This is a genomic window from Nonomuraea sp. NPDC001636 (assembly GCF_040298265.1).
Taxonomy (GTDB): Bacteria; Actinomycetota; Actinomycetes; order Streptosporangiales; family Streptosporangiaceae; genus Nonomuraea.
The window spans coordinates 699,279-718,565 of sequence record NZ_JBEOZT010000001.1; the positions used below are offsets into that span (position 1 = coordinate 699,279).

The following is a 19,287-nucleotide window of genomic DNA, read 5'->3' on the forward strand; positions in this document are numbered from 1 at the left end:
CCGGGGGACCGGTACGACAGGAGGACCGCGATGAGCGCAGAGGATCTCGAAAAATACGAGACCGAGATGGAGCTGCAGCTTTACCGCGAATACCGTGATGTCGTCGGTTTGTTCACATACGTCGTGGAGACTGAGCGTCGGTTCTATCTGACCAACTCGGTCGACCTCGACGTCCGTACGGCGGAGAACGGCGACGTCTTCTTCGATGTGAAGATGCAGGACGCCTGGGTCTGGGACATGTACCGGCCGGCGCGGTTCGTGAAGAACGTGCGGGTGGTCACGTTCAAGGATGTGAACGTGGAAGAGCTGGCCAAGGCCGACCTGGAGATGCCCAAGGAAGGGTTCTCGGGGTAGGCCGAAGAGGCGCCGTCGAGGTGGGGGCGGCGAACGTCCGCGGTGGCGGCGTTTTGGGCTCGGTCGAGCCTGTACTCGCATCTGGAGTTCCAGGGTTCTGGTGTTGCGCGTGACGCCGCGGGCTGCGACACCATCGCTCTGATCAGCTACAGATCCCAGGAAGTCCTTGTGGCTGATTGACCAACGCTGACCTCATCGGCTGATGCCTTGCACGATGCGTACCTGGAAGCATGCTGAGTACCGCTTCCTGCACGCTGGGCAACTGCTCCCGATGGGCACCCGCCTGCTGCTTGACGGGCAGTGTCGGCACACGTTGGGTATTGCCGGGGCTCATTGGGCACTGCCGGCACACGCTGGACGCCATCAGCGCGTGCTGGGGCGTCATCCGGCTTGCGATCGCCCTTGTCGAGCGCAAGGTGAGGGTCGCCGGGGGCATGCGGAGGCATTAGCCGGCTCAGGGGTGCGATGCTGGCCGCGATGAGCGTAGGCAGTCAGCTCAAGATGAGCGCCATCTGGCCCACGGCGCAGGCGTCTACCCGCCTTCTGCCACGCGCCACGCGCCCTGTGCCATGTGCTCACCCGCCTTCTCCCACGTGCTGCCTGTCATGTGCCGCCTCGGGGGATGAGTTCCGCGTCCTACCAACACCCGTCACCGCCAGCCGTCCGCATCGCCTCAGGGGCCGCGGAGGGCCGCAGGGGGCACGTTAGAGGGGGCGCAGGGCCGTAGGGCACGGGGTGCGCCTACGCCGCCCCCTGCGCCGTGCAGGGGCCAACTGTCGTACCACGGCGAGCCGTCACCGCCGGGACAGTCGCACCGCACATCGCGCCTGATCACACAACATTCTGTTCCGCCTCGTCATACCGGCACGGATGCACGGATGAGGCCCCTCGATGGCCCGGCAACGAGCCTCGGTGGCGTGGAGTTGTCCACAAGCCCCCACCCAGCTCTCCCCGCTATCCCCAGAATCCCGTTCGCCTCCGTCTGATCTCCCCGCCATCCGCCAGGGTCGGTGACCGAACACCGCACCGACGACGGACGAAGGGACGCCGCCCATGGCCCCGAAAGACGAGCTCGGCAAAGAAGGCGAGCACCTGGCCGCGATCTACCTCGAAGCCAAGGGAATGACGATCCTCGAACGCAACTGGCGTTGTCGTCGCGGCGAGATCGACATCATCGCCCTGGACGGTCAGGTCCTGGTGGTCGTCGAGGTAAAGACCAGATCGAGCAGATCCCACGGCACAGCGTTGGAATCCGTGAACCACACCAAACTGGCGCGGCTCCGCATGCTGGCCGCCAAGTGGCTGTCGGCGCAGTCCCGGTCCTTCGAAGCCGTACGCATAGACGTGATCGCCCTTGAGCGCTTCGCGGGCAACTTCGCCCTGCGCCACATACGGGGGGCGATCTAGATGGCCGTGGCCCGGACCCGCAGCGTCGCGCTGGTCGGCGTGAGCGGCCGCAGCGTCGAGGTCGAGGCCGACGTGGGCAACGGCCTGGCCGGCATCCACCTCATCGGCCTGCCCGACACGGCGCTCAGCGAGGCCCGCGACCGGGTGCGATCCGCCGTGGTCAACAGCAGCTACCCCTGGCCGGACGCCCGCATCACCGTCAGCCTCTTCCCGGCCAGCCTCCCCAAGCGCGGATCCCAGTTCGACCTCGCCATCGCCATGGCCATCCTGGGAGCCGCAGGAGTCGTCCCGGCGGAACGCATCGCCGAGCCCTTCTTCCTGGGCGAGCTCGGCCTCGACGGTCGCATCAGGCCCGTGCGCGGAGTGCTCCCGTCCATCCTCGGCGCCGCGGCCGCGCACGAAGACGCCACGATCATCGTCCCGTCGGAGAATTCGGGGGAAGCCGGCCTGGTCCCCGACGTGAACGTGATCCCGGTGGCCCACCTGCGCCAGCTGGTCGAATGGCTACGCAAAGGCGACAAGCCACCCGAACCCGAGGTCGATGGCCGAGTAGAGCCGCCCAAACCTGTGCCCCAGCCTGCCGTCGACCTGGCGGACGTCGTCGGCCAGCCGGTGGCCCGCCGAGCGCTGGAAGTGTGCGCCGCAGGCGGTCACAACCTGTGGATGGTGGGCCCGCCCGGCACCGGCAAGACCCTGCTGGCCGAACGCCTTCCCACCCTCCTGCCGGACCTGGAGCTCGACCACGCCCTGGAGGTCACGGCCATCCACTCCGTCGCGGGGTTGCTGCCGCCCGACAGTCCCATGATCAACCGTCCGCCGTTCGTCAGCCCCCACCACACAGCCACGGCGGCCGCCATTATCGGTGGTGGCAGCACGGTCGTCCGTCCGGGAGCGGTCTCCCTCGCGCACAGGGGCCTGCTGTTCATGGACGAGGCCCCCGAGTTCCCGCGTCACGTCCTAGACTCGTTGCGGCAACCGCTGGAGTCGGGGCGCGTCACGGTGTCCAGATCCGCGGCGTCGGTCACGTTCCCTGCCCGGTTCATGCTGGTGCTGGCCGCCAACCCGTGCCCCTGCGCCCAGGCCGACGACCAGGCCGGCGCGACCTGCCGCTGCTCGCCCACGACAAGACGCCGATACCTGGGCCGGCTGTCCGGCCCGCTCCTCGACCGCATCGACATGAAGGTCACGGTCGCCCGTTCGTCCAGACGCGAGCTCCTGGCCGACCGCCACTTCGTCGAATCCAGCGAAACAGTGGCCGAACGCGTCCTGCTGGCCCGCGAGCGCGCCGTCAAACGCCTGGCCCATACCCCTTGGCGGACGAACGCCGAGATCCCCTCATCCATCCTCCACTCCGACTTCCGTCCGTCCGATGCGGCGATGAAGCCCATGACCTCCTGCCTCGACTCGGGCTCCCTCACCGCTCGCGGCCTCGACCGCACGCTGCGCGTCGCCTGGACCCTCGCCGACCTCGCCGGCAAAGACCGCCCGGACGAGGACGAGACCACCGCTGCCCTCGGCTTCTGGCTCGGAGTACGACCGTGACCCCGGCCGTCCGCCTGCACACGAACCCGCCCATGAAGATCACCAGGAGGTCCCTGTGATTAGTCCAGAGCATGAGGCACGTGCGGCCCTCATGCGAGCCGCCGACGTGGGCGACACGGCCATGGGCCGCCTGGTGGCGCACCTTGGTGCCTCCGGTGCGGTGGAGGCGATCCGCGAGCGCGCACTTCCGCCGGCCTTCACCGCCCAGGAGTCCCGGCAGGAACGTCCGTGTGACCTGTCGGGGCGGCTGAACGCCTGGTTCCTCCGGCTGGCCGCGTCGAAACCCGCCGCCGATCTGGAGGCCGGCGAGAAGCACGGAGCCAGGCTGATCGTCCCGGGCGACCCCGAATGGCCCACGCAACTGGACCATCTCGGCCCGAGCCGCCCCCTCGGCCTCTGGTTGCACGGCACGGCCGATCTCCGTTTCGCCTGCCTGCAGTCCGTGGCCGTCGTGGGAGCCCGAGCCGCCACCCAGTACGGTCTGCACATCGCGGCCAACTTCGGCATCGGCCTCAGCGAAGCGGGCTGGTCCGTCGTCTCCGGCGGCGCCTACGGGGTGGACGGCGCGGCCCACAAGGGTGCCCTGCTGGCCGACTCGCCCACGGTGGTCGTTCTCGCCTGCGGAGTGGACATCTGCTACCCGAGCGGCCACCAGGAGCTCTTCGCCCAGGCCCGTGAGCAGGGCGTCGTGATGAGCGAATGCCCGCCCGGCGTCCACCCCACCCGTGCCCGCTTCCTGATCAGGAACCGCCTCATCGCCGCCCTGACCAGAGGCACGGCCGTCGTGGAGGCAGCCCTCCGCAGCGGTGCCCTGAACACCGCCGGTCACGCGCTCGCTCTCAACCGGCACCTGGGCGCCGTGCCCGGGCCCACCACGTCCGCGCTTTCGGCCGGCTGCCACAAACTCCTGCGCGAACGCAAGGCGGTCTGTGTCACCACTCCGGAGGAAATGATCGAACTCGTCGGCGTCATGGGCGACGACCTGGCCCCACAGACCCGAACGCCCATCGTCCCCCGCGATGGTCTCAGCGAATCCACCAAGAGAGTCCTGGACGCCATCCCCACCCGCGGCGGCGCCGGTCCGGCGTCGATAGCGGTCTCAGCAGGCGTCAGCATGGACATCACACTGAGCGCCCTGGGCGGTTTGGCCGCAGCCGGATACATAGAGCGAGCGGGCGGCGGCTGGCGCCTCCGCAAAACCACATCCAGCTACCCCAAAGCCCCCGAAACCATGGCCCTGACCCCACCCCCGGCCAACGAAGCCCCAGCCACAGACCCTCCGCCACCTGCAGAAGACGACATCCCACCCCCACCCCACCCCGAAGAACTCGCACCCCCTACCTGACCAACCCTTGTGACGTTTGGGCAGGCGGCACCACCGATATGACAGCCGCCATGACCCAGGTGACGAGTTCATGGGGTGAGATGGTGAGGGGAAGGGGCATGGGAGCGATCGAAATGACTGACATGTGGGCAATACGACGCGCACCCCAGGCGCAGGCGGCGTCCGCACCATGTCGCGCCCTGCCTTGCCCGGCCGCTTGGGCAGACGTTCGGGTGGTTGAGCTGCACACCGCCCCCCATGGCGAGCCCGAGGCATCGGGCGGCACAGCAGTGACAAAAGTGGCGAATGTTCGCGCGGACAGTAGGTGAAGCCTTGAACAACGACCTGAACAACAGCCTGAACCGCGACCCGAATCCCGACCTGAAGCCTGATGTGAACGCCGTCGTGAATCCCGACAAGAACTCGGACCTGGATCCCGATGTGAACGCGGACCTGAATCGTGACCTGAACCCCGATCTGAACCGTGACCTCAATGCCGACGAAGTGCTTGCCGAGTTCGAGAGGTATTTGCGGTTCGAGCGAGACCTTTCCCCCCATACAGTGCGCGCCTACCTATCCGACATCACCGCCCTCCTCGACCACCTCCGTGGACGGCTTGACGGCCTGGACATCAGCGAGCTGCGAGGCTGGCTGGCCGACCAGCACAGTGCGGGCAAGGCAAGAGCCACGCTGGCCCGCAGAACGGCCTGCGTCCGTACCTTCACGGCGTACTGCCACCGCCGGGGCTGGCTGGCCGCCGACCCCGGCCTGTTGTTGGGCAGTGCAAAGGCGCCCCGTTCCTTGCCTGCCGTGCTCGACCAGGAGCAGGCGCAGACCGTCCTGAGCGCGCTCCCGTCCACCGGCGATCCCAAGGACCTTCGAGACCAAGCCCTCCTGGAGCTCCTGTACGCCACAGGTGTGCGCGTGGGCGAGCTCTGCGCGCTCGACGTCGACGACGTGGACCGGGACCGGCATGTCATCAGGGTCCTGGGCAAGGGACGAAAGGAGCGTTCCGTGCCGTTCGGGCTGCCAGCGCTTCGAGCTTTGGACCGATGGTGCATCAACGGGCGTCCCATCTGGGTTCGGGAACGCTCCGGGCCGGCCCTCTTCCTCGGAGTCCGTGGCGGCCGGATCGACGCCGGCACCGTACGACGGGTGGTGCACGCGCGGCTGGCTCAGACCGAGGGCGCCCCGGACATGGGTCCACACGGACTGCGGCACACCGCGGCCACTCACCTGCTCGAAGGGGGCGCAGACCTGCGTAGCGTCCAGGAACTACTCGGTCACGCCTCCCTCAACACAACCCAGATCTACACCCACGTCTCGATCGACCGCCTCCGCACCGCATACCGCCAAGCCCACCCCCGAGCCTGACCACAGACACCAGCACGCCATTGCCTCCCCTCACCAACCCCTCGCTCGCCGGCTGAGCGCAAGGGCCATACGACGTCGAAGCGCGAGCCCACACAGGCATAGAGCCCGGCCGAGCCCGCTCCCAGGCGAAGCAGCACGACGCATGGGGGTGGGCTGCGAAGTCCCACACCAACGCCAACGGCCCAAGACCTGAAGCCACGTTGTTGGCCTGAGACCTCGACGGCGCGACGACACGGCAGGGGCGTCGATGCACGAGGCATGTGCATAAGCGAGAGGCAATGACACGAAGAGCGGTTTCTGCCACGCCGGCCGTGATGGATCCACGGTGTGGAGCGAGAGACCGGCGGCGACCACCTAACCGACGGCTGCTTCACCAGATAGGCGCCCGCAGGAGGCGAGCCCCCAGGGGTGTAGGTGACGTGCAGCGCCTTGATCGAGGACCTGATTACCCCTGGCTGGCACCGGCCTGCTGGACCTTCAAGATCACCTGCCGTCATCCCACAGCAGGACGCGTCAGTACCTGGCCTCCTCCTAGGAGGAGCGGGGAACGAAGGACCACACACGAGAGCGGCGCGGACGGTAGAGGAAGAAGCCACTCCGGCGTTGGAGGCGTATTCGCGGGCTGGTCTTCCACCAGGGGCCAACCGTCGCCCGGGAGCCTCCCACCTCACCAGGGGGTGCGGGCTTCGGCGCGTATGCGGCCACCGCCCGGCTGAGCCCCCGCCCCACTGGGGTGCAGGCGCCGGCGCGGGTCCAGCCCTCGCCCGAGGAGCTCCCGCCACCCTGGGGTTGCGCGCTTCAGCGCTTGTCCAGCCCTCGCCCGAGTGAGTGCCTGCTTGGTTCGGTCCCCAACTGGACGAGCTTCCCCTCGCGGTGGACAGAAGCGTCTCGCTTACGGGGGAGCGGTGGCCATTCGGCGACTGGGCTTGACCTACGGCGGCCAATAGATGGGTGGTCGCCATTCACTTGGCGCGCTGTCCACGTGCACTGCGAAGCCATCGTCGGAGGGCTGCACGTAGTCCTGCCCGGAGGGGGTGACCCCTGTAGGCCCGCAACTTGGCAGCGCGGTTCTGCAGTACCGCATTCGGTGCCTGGCTCGGCGATGAGGATGCCACGGCGCAGAGGGCGCGAAGGGCAAGAAGCGCGAAGGGCGGAGGGTTCAGAGACGGTTGGTCGGTGTCGGTGTCGGTGTCGGTGTCGGGCGTTGGCAGTGAGTGGTGGCGGGCCGACAGCACTGGGCGGACAGCACTGGGCGGACAGCACTGGGCGGACAGCACTGGGCGGACAGCAGTGGGCGGACAGCAGTGGGCGGACAGCAGTGGGCGGACAGCAGTGGGCGGACGGCGGTGGGCGGATGGCTACGGAGGCGGCGGACGGCGGCTGGGCCGCGGGGTCGCTGGGCTGCTGGGCCGTGGGGGCGTGGGGGTCGTGGGGTCGTGGGGCCGCAAGGCGAACAAATGGGTGGGATGGGTCGGGGCTTGGTCCGGTTCAAGGGCGCACGCGTTTCCGATGAGGCTTGCCGGTCGCGTACATCCAGCGGCGGTGGACGGGCATCTTGGTTGCCTTGAAGGAACTCTGGGTTGATGCGGGTGGCCAGCGGGGGCTCTCGTCGTGGGCTTGGAGTTCTCGGTTAGGTGTCGGGTTTGCGGGTTTGAAGAGTGCGTCTCCGAGGGCGGTTTCGAGGGGTCAGGAGGAGCGTCGGGAGGGTGGGGTGGGGCGTCTGTGGACTCCTTCCGATGGAGGTTTGCGGTGTTGGCCGCTTCTTGAGCCGTGGTGCTTCTTGTGGGGGCGTCGGCGGCGGCGTAGGGCCGTGATCAGGAGGGCGGCGCCGAGGAGGGTGCCCAGTCCGATTGCTGGGGCTGCTGGCAGTGAAGCCGCATGTGTCAGGAGGCGGAGGACGGTTGCAAGGGACCTGGCGGGGCCGCGGGTTGGGGCGTGCCGCTGCTCGGGAGTTCTGGCTGATTCGTTGCGGAGGGGTAGGTCGCTGGAACGCGTCTCTGGGCGTGAGGGGGTGAGTGCAGGGGTGATGGGCGGGGTCTCGGGGTTCGGCTCTGAGGTGAGGGCAAGTGCCTGCAAGGCGGTGGAGTAGGGGGATGGGAGCGCGTTGTGTTGGTTCGCGGATGGGGCGTGGTGCGCGAGAACTGTGAGCAGGGACGGAGGGAGAGGGACGAGGAGCGGGGGTGGAGGAGGCACGGGGGCGTTGGGGAGCAGGTGCCGTGCGAGCGGGGCAGGCGGGTTCAGGAGCGGAAGTAGGGGCGGGTTCGGGCGGTAGAGAGCGGCGGACAGCTTGGGGAACTGGGGGAGGGTGGGTGGGGTTGAGATGCTGCCAGCGAAGGCCTCCGAGGGGTCGGACGAGACGTCCAGCGGAGCTGCGGGGGGCTCAAAGGGGACGGGCAGGGGTGCTTCGGAGGGCTCGATGGGGACGGCAAGGGCTGCTTCGAAAGGCTCGGAGGGATGAGTAAGGGGTGCTCCGGAGGGTGTTTTGGGGGACGGAGGGAGCAGGGGTGGGGTGATCTGCGGCGGGGCGGTCTTGGGCCAGATGGGGAGGAGGCGGATGGGGGCGTGGCCCAGGAGGAGAAGAGGGTCCAGGTAGCGGGCGCTTTGGATCAGGCCCCAGTGCAGGCATGACTCCTGGCAATGGCCGTGTTCGGCTTGTACGACCCCCAGACGGCTGCCCGTCGTGATCGGCTCACCCCGCTTCACCGATGCGCTGATCGGCAGGTACGTCGTTCGGAGGCCGCCTGGGTGGTCGATGGTGACGACTCCCCTTCCACCTACTGGGCCTGCGTAGCGGACGGTGCCTGAGCCTGCGGCCAGGACGGGTGTGTCGGCGGAGGCGGCCAGGTCAATGCCGCGGTGCCCGGCCAGCCATGGAGCCAAGGGTGGGGCGAAGCGGCGCAGGATGCGGGGGCTGCCGTCGAGTGGCCATCGCCAGGCAGGAGGGGCGGCCTTCGCCAGCGGAGCCGGGGCGGCGATGGTCGTCAGCATGATGGCTGTCGCGAGCACGACCAGGGAGATCACGGCACGGCGAGCCACGTTCTGCGCGCATGGTCTCGGCGGTGATGGTGCTGAGCGGGGGGACAGGGCGGGGAGGCGTGGGCGAGGGGGCATGGCGGGGAGTCTTGCCGGGAGCGGTCCGCGGAGGTCGAGCCGAGCGGGGTTCTGGGGATACAGGAAGCGGCGAGGGGCCTCCTGTGGACAACCTGTGCCGAGCCGGCCGCCTGGGTGGAAATCCAATGGACGAGGTCATTCGGGCGGTGCAAGAGTCCCACCGTGAGCCCGACCGCAGCCTTCCCCGAGCCCGTCCCGCTGGCCGGCGGCCTCGTTCTGCGGCAGGCGCGGCCGGCGGACCTCGACCAGATCAGCGCGCTTCTCACCGAACGGGGCGACTCGGCCGACGCCCTCGACCACCGGCTGGTCGTCTCGGACCCGGAGGTCGGCTGGTCCGCCTGCGCCGTGGTAGTGGATGGAGAGCGGGTGGTGTCCACCGCGACGCTCCTTGACGAGGAAGTGCGCATCGGCGGCATCCGCCTACCCGCCGGCCAGGTCGAACTGGTCGCCACCGACCGCGCATACGAAGGACGCGGACTCGTACGGGCGCTCATGCGATGGGCTCACGACCGCTCCGCCGCCCGTGGTCACGTCGTTCAGGTGATGATCGGGATCCCGTACTTCTACCGGCTGTTCGGCTACGAATACGCCATCGACATACCGTCGGCGCTGACCTTGCGCAGGCCGCCGGCCGGTGAGGGCACGCCCGCACTCCGCGTCGCCCGGCCCGCCGACATTCCCGCCATGGCGGCTCTGCAGGACATGGCTCAGGACCGGTTCGACGTGGCCATGCCGCATTCGGCGGCATGCCGGCGATGGCTGCTGGACCACCAGGCAAGCACCTCCTGGGTCCTGGAGCGCGCCGGCACCGTCATCGCCACCGGACGCACCACGCCTCCCGACGACGACGAGGTGCTGCTGGCCGAGGCTGCCGCCGCCAACGAGGCCGCGGCCCACGACCTGCTCAGCGCTGTCGTCGCGCAGTTCCCCGGGAGTGAGCTGAAGGTCGTCCATCGGACGGGAACCGTGACTGCCGCCGCCTGGCAGGAGTTCCTCGACCACGAACCGCGCAAGCGGGCGCAGCAGTACTACGTGCGCATTCCGGACGTCGCGGTGCTGCTCGACCGCCTCCGGCCGCTGCTCTGGCAGCGCCTCACCGCAGCGGGGACGGACCTCGCCGGCGACGACATCGTCCTCTCCACGTTCGGCGCCCATTACCGGATCCCGGTCGGCGCCGATGGCCTCGGCGAGGTCGTCACAGGCGGCCCGATGCAGAGACCTGGATCCGTGAAGGGCATCGGAGTGGCACCCGACCACCTGGCCGCCCTGTTGTTCGGCCCGCTCGGGATCGAGGGGCTGACCCGCATCCGGCCCGACGTCTACACCGGGGAGGAAGAGCTGTTCCAGGCGCTCTTCCCGCCGCTCACCGCGGATCTGCTCAGCTACTACCTGCCGTATTAGGCCCGTTCCAGCTACAGGTCGGTGTTCGGCGGAGCTTGATGGGGCCGAGTGCTGCGGTCCTGGGCGGCCATAGATGGCCCGCTCCCGGCGGGGCGGCTCAGGGCGGCTGCAGGACGTTGATGGCGGTGATCGCCGGAGCCGCGCCGGTGCAAGGCAGGTCGATCTCTGCCTGGTGAGCGTGGGCCGCGCTGCTGAGTCACCACCGCGCGTCCGGCATGGCGATCGATCTAGAAAGGCTGTGGCGAAGGACGGGTTGCCCCAGTGACGGTAACCGCCGGGAGGTGAAGGCACCAATGGAGGGCTCAGGGAGGGGCGTCGTAGGCCGTGAAGGGCTCTGGCTGCATGCCGTAAGGACCGGTGCAGACGCTGTGGGGTACGTGCGGTGGGCGAGACGGCCAGGGGCGGAGAGCGGTGGGGTGTAGTGCGACCGGGACCGAGACTCCGTACGGGCGAAGTGCGAGATCTGGGGGAGTGGAGGTGGCTAGATGACGGAGTGGCGCTTGGACTCGATCAGGTTCTTCAGAGTCTGGGGGGCGGGGTTCTGAGGGGGCGAGGGCGGGGTGTGGGAGGTCTGAGGGCGGTTGGGGCGTAGGGGGGAGAGCCAGATCCAGAGGCTGCTCAGGGCGATGCCCGCCGCGCTCAGCAGGATGACCGTGCGCAGGCCCGTGAACTCGGCCAGTACGCCGCCCGTCAGGCCGCCGATGGCCAGGACGCCCTGTACGGCGAAGGTCATGGTGGCGTTCACGCGGCCGCGGAGGGCGGTGGGGGTGTCGCGGAGGGTGATCACACCCATGCAGGTGGAGAAGGCGACCACGATGACGCCGGTCATGACGCCCGTCAGGCCGAGGACGGTGAGCTTCACCCAGAGGGGGCCGGTCAGGAGGCCGACGGTGAGGATGTCCAGCGGGAAGAACAGGACCGAGACGAGCAGGATGCGGTTCTCGCCGTAGCGCTTGGACAGGCGGGAGGTGAGCCAGGCGCCCAGGAGGCCGCCCGCGCCGCTCAGCGCCGTGAGGAAGCCGATCATTCCCTTGGGGATGTCGAGCGTGTTGACCATGTAGAGCATGTAGACGGCGATGTACGCCATCGCGAAGAAGTTGATCGTCACGCCGGCGCCCAGGACGGCTCGGAGCGTGGGGTGGGTGAGGCTGGTTCGCAGGCCCTCGACGATGTCGCGCCGCATGCTGGACGAACTGGCGGGCTCGTTGTGCTCCGGGGTGCGGATCGAGCGCAGCAGGAGGGCGGAGGCGAGGAACGACAGCGCCTCGGCCAGTACGGCGAACGGCGCGGTGAGCGTCTGGACCAGGATGCCGGCCAGGCCGGGGCCGCTCACGGAGGCCACCGAGTACGAGGCTTGGAAGCCGGCCATGGCCTCGGTGCGCTGCGACGGGTCCACGACCGCGGCTGTGTAGGGGAAGTTGGCGGATTTGAAGATGACGCCGGCCGTACCGATGACCAGGGCCACGATGATCAGCCAGGGCACGGTGAGGACGCCGAGCAGCCAGGCCAGCGGGACGGTGGCGGCGGCGGCGCAGGAGACGAGTTCGCAGGCGATCATCAGCGGGCGGTGCCGGGTGAGGCGGTCGGCGATCGCGCCCGACTGGAGGCCGAACAGCAGGGCGGGCAGCGGGGCGGCGGCGGTCAGCAGCCCCATCTCGGTGGGTGAGGCGGCCAGCAGCGTGATGGCGGTCAGCGGGACGGCCAGCTTGGAGACCTCCGAGCCGGTGATCGAGATCGTGCGGGCGCTCCACAGCAGGCGGTAGTCACGCTGTTTGCGAAGGGGGAGCGGGGGCGTCGTGTCCATGCTGGGGTCTCCGGTGGCGAGTTCGGTCCGAGGCGGGGTGGTCGTTGGGAGGACGGGAGTGGGGAGGTGTGAAAGGAAGACTTCATAAGTATGAAGGGATCCCTTCAGAGTTGTAAAGGGAATGCTTCATATCTCTCGCCGGGTACCTTTGGCACATGACGCAGGACATGGAGGGGCTCAGCGATCCCAAGATGATGCGGGCGCTGGCTCACCCGGCGAGGCTGTTGATCCTCAACCGGCTCGGCGTGGAGGGCAGCGCCACCGCGACCGAGGTGGCCGAGATCGCGGGGATCACGCCCAGCGCCGCCAGCTATCACCTGCGCATGCTGGCCAAGTACGGGTTCGTCGAGGACGCCCCGCCCAGAGGGGACGGACGCGAACGGTTGTGGAGATCGACGCACAAGCCGTTCAGCGTGGGAGTGCTTCCAGAAGACCAGCCGGAGGTCCGTGACGCCAAGACCCTGTTGATCAAGGCGTTCCGCAAGGAGGCCGGCGACGAGGCCGACCGGGCCCTGGCCGGCATCGAGCACGACACGGACGAATGGCGCGACGCGACGCGCTTCAGCCGCACCCGGATCCGGGTCGACGCGAGCGAGCTGGGACGGCTGAGCGCGGAGATCGAGAAGCTCCTGCAGCCGTACATCGCCCACCAGCGCAGCCAGGAGGACGCCCCGAGCGGCGCCAGGATCGCGGAGGCGCAGATCAACCTCTTCCCGGTCGCCCCCAGGACGTCGCCCGGGTTGCCCACGGAGGACCACGATGTGGGGTGAGCCGTACCCGGTATGTCGGTTTGACCTCCGACGGTCAGCCTGGGGCGGTGTGGGAGGTAGACTTTTCGATGGCCTGTGGCAACAGGCCGACTTCGCATGCCCCGTTGCGGACCGCACCCTCGGTCCGGGCCCCGGCCCGGCTGGAGCGGTTTTGGGGCATCAGGGCGGTAGACAACGCGCTGCCGCGGCACAACCGAGAACTGCGCCCATCCGCAGGGCGCCCAGACCTGGAGGACCATCACATGGCCCCCGTCGTCACCATGCGACAGCTGCTCGAGAGCGGCGTTCACTTCGGCCACCAGACTCGCCGGTGGAACCCGAAGATGAAGCGCTTCATCTTCACCGAGCGCAACGGCATCTACATCATCGACCTGCAGAAGTCGCTGTCGTACATCGACCGTGCCTACGACTTCGTCAAGGAGACCGTCGCCCACGGCGGCACGATCCTGTTCATCGGCACCAAGAAGCAGGCTCAGGAGGCCATCTCCGAGCAGGCCGCGCGGGTCGGCATGCCCTACGTGAACCAGCGCTGGCTGGGCGGCATGCTCACCAACTTCTCCACCGTGCACAAGAGGCTTCAGCGTCTGAAGGAGCTCGAGGAGCTCGACTTCGACAACGTCGCCGGCTCGGGGCTCACCAAGAAGGAGCTCCTCATGCGCCGTCGCGAGAAGGACAAGCTCGAGCGCACGCTCGGCGGCATCCGTGACATGGGCCGCGTGCCCAGCGCGGTGTGGGTCGTGGACACGAAGAAGGAGCACATCGCGATCAGCGAGGCCAAGAAGCTTGGCATCCCGGTCGTCGCGATCCTCGACACCAACTGCGACCCCGACGAGGTCGACTACCCGATCCCGGGCAACGACGACGCCATCCGCGCCGTCGGCCTGCTCACCAGGGTCGTCGCCGACGGTGTCGCCGCCGGTCTGATGGCTCGCTCCGGCGCCGCCCGCGGTGACGAGAAGCCGGCCGCCGCCGAGCCGCTGGCCGAGTGGGAGCGCGAGCTCATCGAGCAGGGCCAGGGTCAGGCCGCCGAGGCCGCTCCCGAGGCTGCCCCTGAGGCTGCTCCCGAGGCCGCCGCCGAGGAGGCCCCCGCTGCCGAGGCTCCGGCCGAGGAGGCGCCCGCCGCCGAGGCCGCTCCGGCTGCCGACGCGACCCCCGAGTCCGAGCCGCAGGCCTGAGACACGGCCGCCGCGCCCGGCCGTGAGGCCGGGCACGGTACAGGCGCCGGCTCCGCGCCGCAGGTCGTCATCGACCGCGGTGCGGGGCGGGCCGCCGGCCGAGCGAGGGTGAGCGGAACCGAGGTCCTGTGCGGGCCGAGGTTGTGAAGGGCAAGACCGAGGTCCTGTGCGGGCTGAGGCTTGGTAGGGCAAGGTACGCGTCTCGACTGGGCAAACGGCCGAGCCGGGACGGCAAGCCGGACAGGACGGCACCCCGCTGAGGCGATAAGTCAAGGCAGGGTGGCGATCGGGTTCGGGCGGTAAGTCGGGGCCGGGCATCGGAAGCCGAGGCGGTGAGCCGAGGTGGATGACCATCGGGCCGGAGCGATAAGCCGAGCCTGGCTGGGCAGTATGCCGAGCGAGGCGGAGCGGAGCTCCACCGACGGAGCCCGTCCTGCTGAGCGGAGACCTGGGCGAAAGCCCGGGCCCGAACGGAGTCCGCGCCCAGGCCGGACGAAGCCCGCGCCCAGACCGAGCCCAGGTACGAGCGAAGGTCCCGGCGGAAGCCGGACGGGTCAGGCGGAAGCCGGGCCGGTCAGGCGGAAGCCGAAAGGGCCGGGCGAAAGCCCAGCCGGCACGATCCGGCACCACCGCTTGAAACCGTGCAAGACCGCGCTGGCCCCGGGCAAGACCGCGCACGACCGAGGCAGAACGCACGACCGAGGCAGAACGCACGACCCGCGCACGACCCGCGCACGACAAGGCCCTGGTGCGGCGCGCGCCTGCCGCACCGACCCGGGGCGGGCGCCCAGGGCGTCCACTCCGATCCACGACGACGACGAAATCCCACAAGGAATAAGAGCAATGGCTTCCGTGAACATGGCCGACGTCAAGCGGCTTCGCGAGATCACCGCTGCCGGCATGATGGACTGCAAGAAGGCGCTCGAGGAGTCCGAAGGCGACTTCGACCGCGCCATCGAGCTCCTGCGCCTCAAGGGCGCCAAGGACGTGGGCAAGCGCGAGGCCCGTACGGCCTCCAACGGCCTCGTCGCGCTCCAGCAGGACAGCGACTCCTCCGCCGCTCTTCTCGAGCTCAACTGCGAGACCGACTTCGTGGCCAAGGGCGAGCGCTTCCAGGAGCTGGCCGCCGGTGTGGTCGCGCACATCCTGGAGAGCAAGCCCGCCGACGTGGCGACGCTGCTCGACTCCTCCTTCGACGGCAAGACCGTCAAGGAGCACCTGGACGAGGCCAACGCCGCGCTCGGTGAGAAGATCGAGATCCGCCGCTTCGCCGTGCTTGAGGGCGGCTACATCGGCTCGTACATGCACAAGACGGACCCGGCGCTGCCGCCGGCGGTCGGCGTGCTCGTGCAGCTCGACAAGCCGAACGCCGAGGTCGCCAAGGACATCGCCCAGCACGCCGCGGCGATGGCCCCGCAGTACCTCAAGGCCGAGTCCGTCCCCGCCGAGGTCGTCGAGAAGGAGCGCAAGCTCTTCGAGGAGATGACCCGCGAGGAGGGCAAGCCCGAGGCCGCCATCGGCAAGATCGTCGAGGGTCGCGTCAACGGCTGGTACAAGGACTTCACCCTGGTCCAGCAGGCTTTCGTGAAGGACAACAAGAAGAGCGTGGGCAAGTACGCCGAGGAGAACGGCGTCGAGGTGCTCGCCTTCGTCCGATTCAAGGTCGGCCAGGCTTAGGCTTGAGCGAACTGCCAGCCCAGAGTTCCACCCAATGAAGGAGGCCGCCGCCGTGCAGGACCACCGGGAGTCAGCCCACGAATCCACACGGACGGCGGCTTCCTCATCACCCAGCCCGCAGGGTCCACTGAGGTGGAAGCGGGTGATGTTGAAGCTGTCAGGCGAGGCGTTCGCCGGAGACGACCCGCTGGGCATCGACCCGGGCGTCGTCGACCATCTGGCCGACTCGATCACCGAGGCCGTGCGCGAGGGCGTGCAGGTCGCGGTCGTCGTCGGCGGGGGGAACATGTTCCGCGGCGCCACCCTGTCCCAGGGCGGCATCGACCGCGCCAGGGCCGACTACATGGGCATGCTCGGCACGGTGATCAACTGTCTGGCGCTCCAGGACTTCCTGGAGCGGCGCGGCGTCGAGACCCGCGTCCAGACCGCCATCACCATGCAGCAGGTCGCCGAGCCCTTCCTGCCGCGCCGCGCGATCAGGCACCTGGAGAAGGGCCGCGTGGTCATCTTCGGAGCGGGTCTCGGCTCGCCGTACTTCTCCACCGACACCGCGGCGTCGCAGCGGGCCCTGGAGATCGGCGCCGAGGCGCTGCTCAAGGGCACGCAGGTCGACGGGATCTACGACTCCGACCCGCGCAAGAACCCCGACGCGGTCCGGTTCGACCATCTTGACTACGGCGAGGTGCTGCTGCGCGACCTCGCGGTCATGGACGCGACCGCGATCAGCCTGTGCAAGGACAACGATCTGCCGATCGTGGTCTTCGACCTGATGGGCGAGGGCAACATCCTGCGAGCGGTACGCGGTGAGAAAATCGGCACGCTGGTGAGTCCCGCAGGCAAATGAGGGAGCTAGCCCGACACCGCCAGCTAGTAGACAGGGAGCCGCTGTGATCGACGAAACCCTCCTCGAAGCCGAGGAAAAGATGGACAAGGCCGTCTCGGTCGCGAAGGAAGACTTCGCGACCATCCGGACCGGCCGGGTCACCCCCGCGATGTTCAACAAGATCAATGCGGAGTACTACGGCACTCCGACACCGGTCCAGCAGTTGGCCTCGTTCCACCTGCCCGAGGCGCGCATGGTCATCATCCAGCCCTTCGACAAGAGCGCGATGGGCGCGATCGAGAAGGCCATCCGCGACTCCGACCTCGGCGTCAACCCGACCAACACCGGCGACGTGATCCGCGTGACGTTCCCGGAGCTGTCCGAGGAGCGCCGCAAGGAGTACATCAAGGTCGCCAAGAACAAGGGCGAGCACGCCAAGGTGTCGATCCGCAACATCCGTCGTACGGCCAAGGAGGCCCTCGACAAGATGATCAAGGACGGCGAGGCGGGCGAGGACGAGGTCCGTCGCGCGGAGAAGGAACTCGACGACCTCACCCAGAAGCACGTCGCCAAGATCGACGAGCTGCTCAAGCACAAGGAAGCCGAGCTGCTCGAAGTCTGAGCGGCACGCCTCGCGGCCCTCGCCGGAAGGCGGGGGCCGTGGCTATGGAGAGTGTCTGTGGAAGAACGTACGGCCGGCACCGGCCCGGACGGCGGCAGCCGTACCGGAAGGAACCTGCCGGCCGCGATCGCGGTGGGTGTGGGGCTGGGTGCGCTGGTCCTCGGTACCCTCTACACGATCAAGGAGCTCTTCCTCCTGGTGATCGTGGTGTGCGTCGGCGTGGGCGTGCTGGAGCTGACCAAGGCGTTCGCCACGCGCGGGATCAAGGTCCCGGCCGTCCCCGTGCTCGCGGGGCTGGTGGCGATGCAGGCCGGGGCGTACTGGGGCGGGCCGTTCTGGCTGCTGGGGGCGTTCGCGGTGTTCGCGTTCGTGCTGCTGGTCTGGCGGATGTTCAGCGACGGCACGGACGGCTACGTGCGCGACGGCACGGCCTCGGTGTTCACGTTGTTCTACCCGGCGATGCTGGCGGCGTTCGCCGCGTTGCTGCTGGCGCCGCACGACGGCCGCGACCGGGTATTGATCTTCATCGCGGTGACCGTGGCCAGCGACATCGGCGGGTACGTCGCGGGTGTGCTGTTCGGCAGGCACAAGATGACGGTCATCAGCCCGAAGAAGACCTGGGAGGGTTTCGCCGGGTCGGTGATCGCCTGCACGCTGGTCGGCGGCTGGCTGGTGACCTGGCTGCTGGACGGCCCGCTCTGGCTGGGCGCGCTGATCGGGGCGCTGGCGGCGCTGCTGGCGACCGTGGGCGACCTCATCGAGTCGATGATCAAGCGGGACCTCGGCATCAAGGACCTCGGCTCGATCCTGCCGGGGCACGGCGGCCTGATGGACCGCCTCGACTCGCTGGTGACCACGCTGGTGCCGGTCTGGCTGCTACTGACGCTGTTCCTCTAGCGCCTCCGTCGTGACGGGCGTGAGCCACAACCACCGTACGGCCTCCCCACCGAACGCGAACCCCGACATGTCCGGCATGTCGGGCGGGTCGGCCCGCATGAGCACCCCCGAGTACTGCGGCCCCAGCGGGAACGTCGAGGGCTCGTGGTACCACTTGGCCGTGTGCCCGTGGCCGAGCCAGGTCACCGAGTGCCACGGATACTGGGCCAGCCACACCAGCAGCAGCGCCGCGTCCCTGGGGTCGTCGTGGGTGGCCACGGCCAGCTCGATCCGGGCGTAGGCGTCGGGGCGGTCGATCCACTGCTCGACCGTCGGCATGCGCTGGCAGCTCATCCCCACCGTGGACAGCACGGTCGGCTCGCGGCCCGCGTGCGGTGGCCGTTCGGTGATGCCGACGGTCGGCAGGCGCTCGCCGCTGGCGTCCCAGTAGCGGCCGGCCGGGCCGAGCACCCGGTCCAGATGGCCCATGACGAACTGCTGGAACGACGGCCACGAGCCCTCGTCGTGCCGCCAGCGCCAGTAGGACGTGGCGTTGGAGATGCGCGGCCGCAGCCCCTCCAGCGCCTCCGACAGCGCCCACGCGAACGGCGACTCGCCCACGGCGTCACGGGCGTAGCCGGGCATGCCCCTGCTCATGTCGGCCCAGCCGGGGATGACCGCGAGCAGGTCGTCGTCCTCGTAGAGGGCGACGCCGTCGCCCTCCTCGAACCACAGGGCGGACAACTGGCCGAGCGGCCTGCGCCCCTCGGGATGCGTCGTGTTGCCCCTCGGCATCAGCGGTGGCAGGCCGGAGTTGATCCGGGCCAGGTCCACCACGGACGGGGCCGGCCGGTGGTTGGCCAGCCAGACCGCTCCGTGGACGGCGCCCTCCGGCGAGCACAGGTAAGCTACCGAGGAGTCCTCGTCCCGCTCGACCACGAGCGTGCGGCTGCCGTAGGGGTTACCGGCGGCGAGGACGACCTCGGTGCCACCCTCGCCAGATGCCGACCGGAAAATCGCCATACGA

At 69.0% G+C, this 19,287-nt stretch carries 15 protein-coding genes; 12 read left to right on the plus strand and 3 right to left on the minus strand.

All coding sequences use genetic code 11. The features are described from left to right. Positions 1–30: 30 nt before the first annotated feature. From ABT158_RS03265 to ABT158_RS03285, 5 genes are all read left to right on the plus strand, one after another. A complete protein-coding gene (locus tag ABT158_RS03265; protein WP_026215037.1) occupies positions 31–354 on the plus strand; it encodes a DUF2469 domain-containing protein in 324 nt (107 codons plus the stop codon). Positions 355–1,407: 1,053 nt separating this feature from the next. Beyond that, positions 1,408–1,761 (plus strand): YraN family protein, encoded by a 354-nt coding sequence (locus ABT158_RS03270; RefSeq protein WP_352350319.1) that lies wholly within the window; start codon positions 1,408–1,410, stop codon positions 1,759–1,761. Next, positions 1,762–3,303 carry a YifB family Mg chelatase-like AAA ATPase gene (locus tag ABT158_RS03275; protein WP_352350321.1) on the plus strand — a complete coding sequence of 514 codons (1,542 nt, stop codon included), beginning with the start codon at positions 1,762–1,764 and terminating at the stop codon, positions 3,301–3,303. Positions 3,304–3,409: 106 nt separating this feature from the next. Next, positions 3,410–4,648, plus strand: a complete 1,239-nt coding sequence (dprA, locus tag ABT158_RS03280) for a DNA-processing protein DprA (RefSeq protein ID WP_352350323.1) — start codon at positions 3,410–3,412, stop codon at positions 4,646–4,648. Between the two features lie 483 nt (positions 4,649–5,131). Beyond that, entirely contained in the window at positions 5,132–6,001 is an 870-nt protein-coding gene (locus tag ABT158_RS03285) for a tyrosine recombinase XerC (RefSeq protein WP_352350495.1), read from the plus strand. A 1,686-nt stretch (positions 6,002–7,687) separates the two neighbouring features. Here the strand turns inward: ABT158_RS03285 and ABT158_RS03290 are convergent. Then, positions 7,688–9,112 carry a M23 family metallopeptidase gene (locus ABT158_RS03290; protein WP_352350325.1) on the minus strand — a complete coding sequence of 475 codons (1,425 nt, stop codon included), beginning with the start codon at positions 9,110–9,112 and terminating at the stop codon, positions 7,688–7,690. Positions 9,113–9,274: 162 nt separating this feature from the next. Between ABT158_RS03290 and ABT158_RS03295 the strand changes: the two genes are divergently transcribed. Beyond that, a complete protein-coding gene (locus tag ABT158_RS03295) occupies positions 9,275–10,513 on the plus strand; it encodes a GNAT family N-acetyltransferase (RefSeq protein ID WP_352350327.1) in 1,239 nt (412 codons plus the stop codon). 481 nt (positions 10,514–10,994) lie between these two features. On the opposite strand, the gene ABT158_RS03300 is transcribed toward ABT158_RS03295, so the two are convergent. Next, positions 10,995–12,317, minus strand: a complete 1,323-nt coding sequence (locus ABT158_RS03300) for an MFS transporter (protein ID WP_352350329.1) — start codon at positions 12,315–12,317, stop codon at positions 10,995–10,997. A 155-nt stretch (positions 12,318–12,472) separates the two neighbouring features. Between ABT158_RS03300 and ABT158_RS03305 the strand changes: the two genes are divergently transcribed. The 6 genes from ABT158_RS03305 (at position 12,473) to ABT158_RS03330 (ending at position 18,281) form a co-directional block, all read left to right on the plus strand. Beyond that, positions 12,473–13,087: an ArsR/SmtB family transcription factor gene (locus ABT158_RS03305; protein WP_352350331.1), complete on the plus strand. Its 615-nt coding sequence runs from the start codon at positions 12,473–12,475 to the stop codon at positions 13,085–13,087. Between the two features lie 242 nt (positions 13,088–13,329). After that, positions 13,330–14,262, plus strand: coding sequence for a 30S ribosomal protein S2 (gene rpsB, locus ABT158_RS03310; protein ID WP_352350333.1), 933 nt, complete (start codon positions 13,330–13,332; stop codon positions 14,260–14,262). An 843-nt stretch (positions 14,263–15,105) separates the two neighbouring features. Then, positions 15,106–15,939: a translation elongation factor Ts gene (tsf, locus tag ABT158_RS03315; RefSeq protein WP_352350335.1), complete on the plus strand. Its 834-nt coding sequence runs from the start codon at positions 15,106–15,108 to the stop codon at positions 15,937–15,939. Positions 15,940–16,084: 145 nt separating this feature from the next. Further along, on the plus strand, positions 16,085–16,783 hold the full coding sequence (gene pyrH / locus ABT158_RS03320; RefSeq protein WP_221762026.1) for a UMP kinase: 699 nt from the start codon (positions 16,085–16,087) through the stop codon (positions 16,781–16,783). Between the two features lie 43 nt (positions 16,784–16,826). After that, positions 16,827–17,384 (plus strand): ribosome recycling factor, encoded by a 558-nt coding sequence (frr, locus tag ABT158_RS03325; RefSeq protein ID WP_352350337.1) that lies wholly within the window; start codon positions 16,827–16,829, stop codon positions 17,382–17,384. Positions 17,385–17,441: 57 nt separating this feature from the next. Then, entirely contained in the window at positions 17,442–18,281 is an 840-nt protein-coding gene (locus ABT158_RS03330; protein WP_352350339.1) for a phosphatidate cytidylyltransferase, read from the plus strand. On the opposite strand, the gene ABT158_RS03335 is transcribed toward ABT158_RS03330, so the two are convergent. After that, positions 18,261–19,283, minus strand: coding sequence for a suppressor of fused domain protein (locus ABT158_RS03335; protein WP_352350341.1), 1,023 nt, complete (start codon positions 19,281–19,283; stop codon positions 18,261–18,263). The genes ABT158_RS03330 and ABT158_RS03335 overlap by 21 nt on opposite strands. Between the last annotated feature and the right edge of the window lie 4 nt (positions 19,284–19,287).

Excerpts from the sequence above, each read along its gene's own strand:
- ABT158_RS03265 (WP_026215037.1), top strand. The coding sequence starts at position 31 with ATGAGCGCAGAGGATCTCGAAAAATACGAGACCGAGATGGAGCTGCAG.
- ABT158_RS03270 (WP_352350319.1), top strand. The coding sequence starts at position 1,408 with ATGGCCCCGAAAGACGAGCTCGGCAAAGAAGGCGAGCACCTGGCCGCG.
- ABT158_RS03275 (WP_352350321.1), top strand. The coding sequence starts at position 1,762 with ATGGCCGTGGCCCGGACCCGCAGCGTCGCGCTGGTCGGCGTGAGCGGC.
- ABT158_RS03290 (WP_352350325.1), bottom strand. The coding sequence starts at position 9,112 with ATGCCCCCTCGCCCACGCCTCCCCGCCCTGTCCCCCCGCTCAGCACCA.
- ABT158_RS03300 (WP_352350329.1), bottom strand. The coding sequence starts at position 12,317 with ATGGACACGACGCCCCCGCTCCCCCTTCGCAAACAGCGTGACTACCGC.
- ABT158_RS03305 (WP_352350331.1), top strand. The coding sequence starts at position 12,473 with ATGACGCAGGACATGGAGGGGCTCAGCGATCCCAAGATGATGCGGGCG.
- rpsB (WP_352350333.1), top strand. The coding sequence starts at position 13,330 with ATGGCCCCCGTCGTCACCATGCGACAGCTGCTCGAGAGCGGCGTTCAC.
- tsf (WP_352350335.1), top strand. The coding sequence starts at position 15,106 with ATGGCTTCCGTGAACATGGCCGACGTCAAGCGGCTTCGCGAGATCACC.
- pyrH (WP_221762026.1), top strand. The coding sequence starts at position 16,085 with ATGTTGAAGCTGTCAGGCGAGGCGTTCGCCGGAGACGACCCGCTGGGC.
- ABT158_RS03335 (WP_352350341.1), bottom strand. The coding sequence starts at position 19,283 with ATGGCGATTTTCCGGTCGGCATCTGGCGAGGGTGGCACCGAGGTCGTC.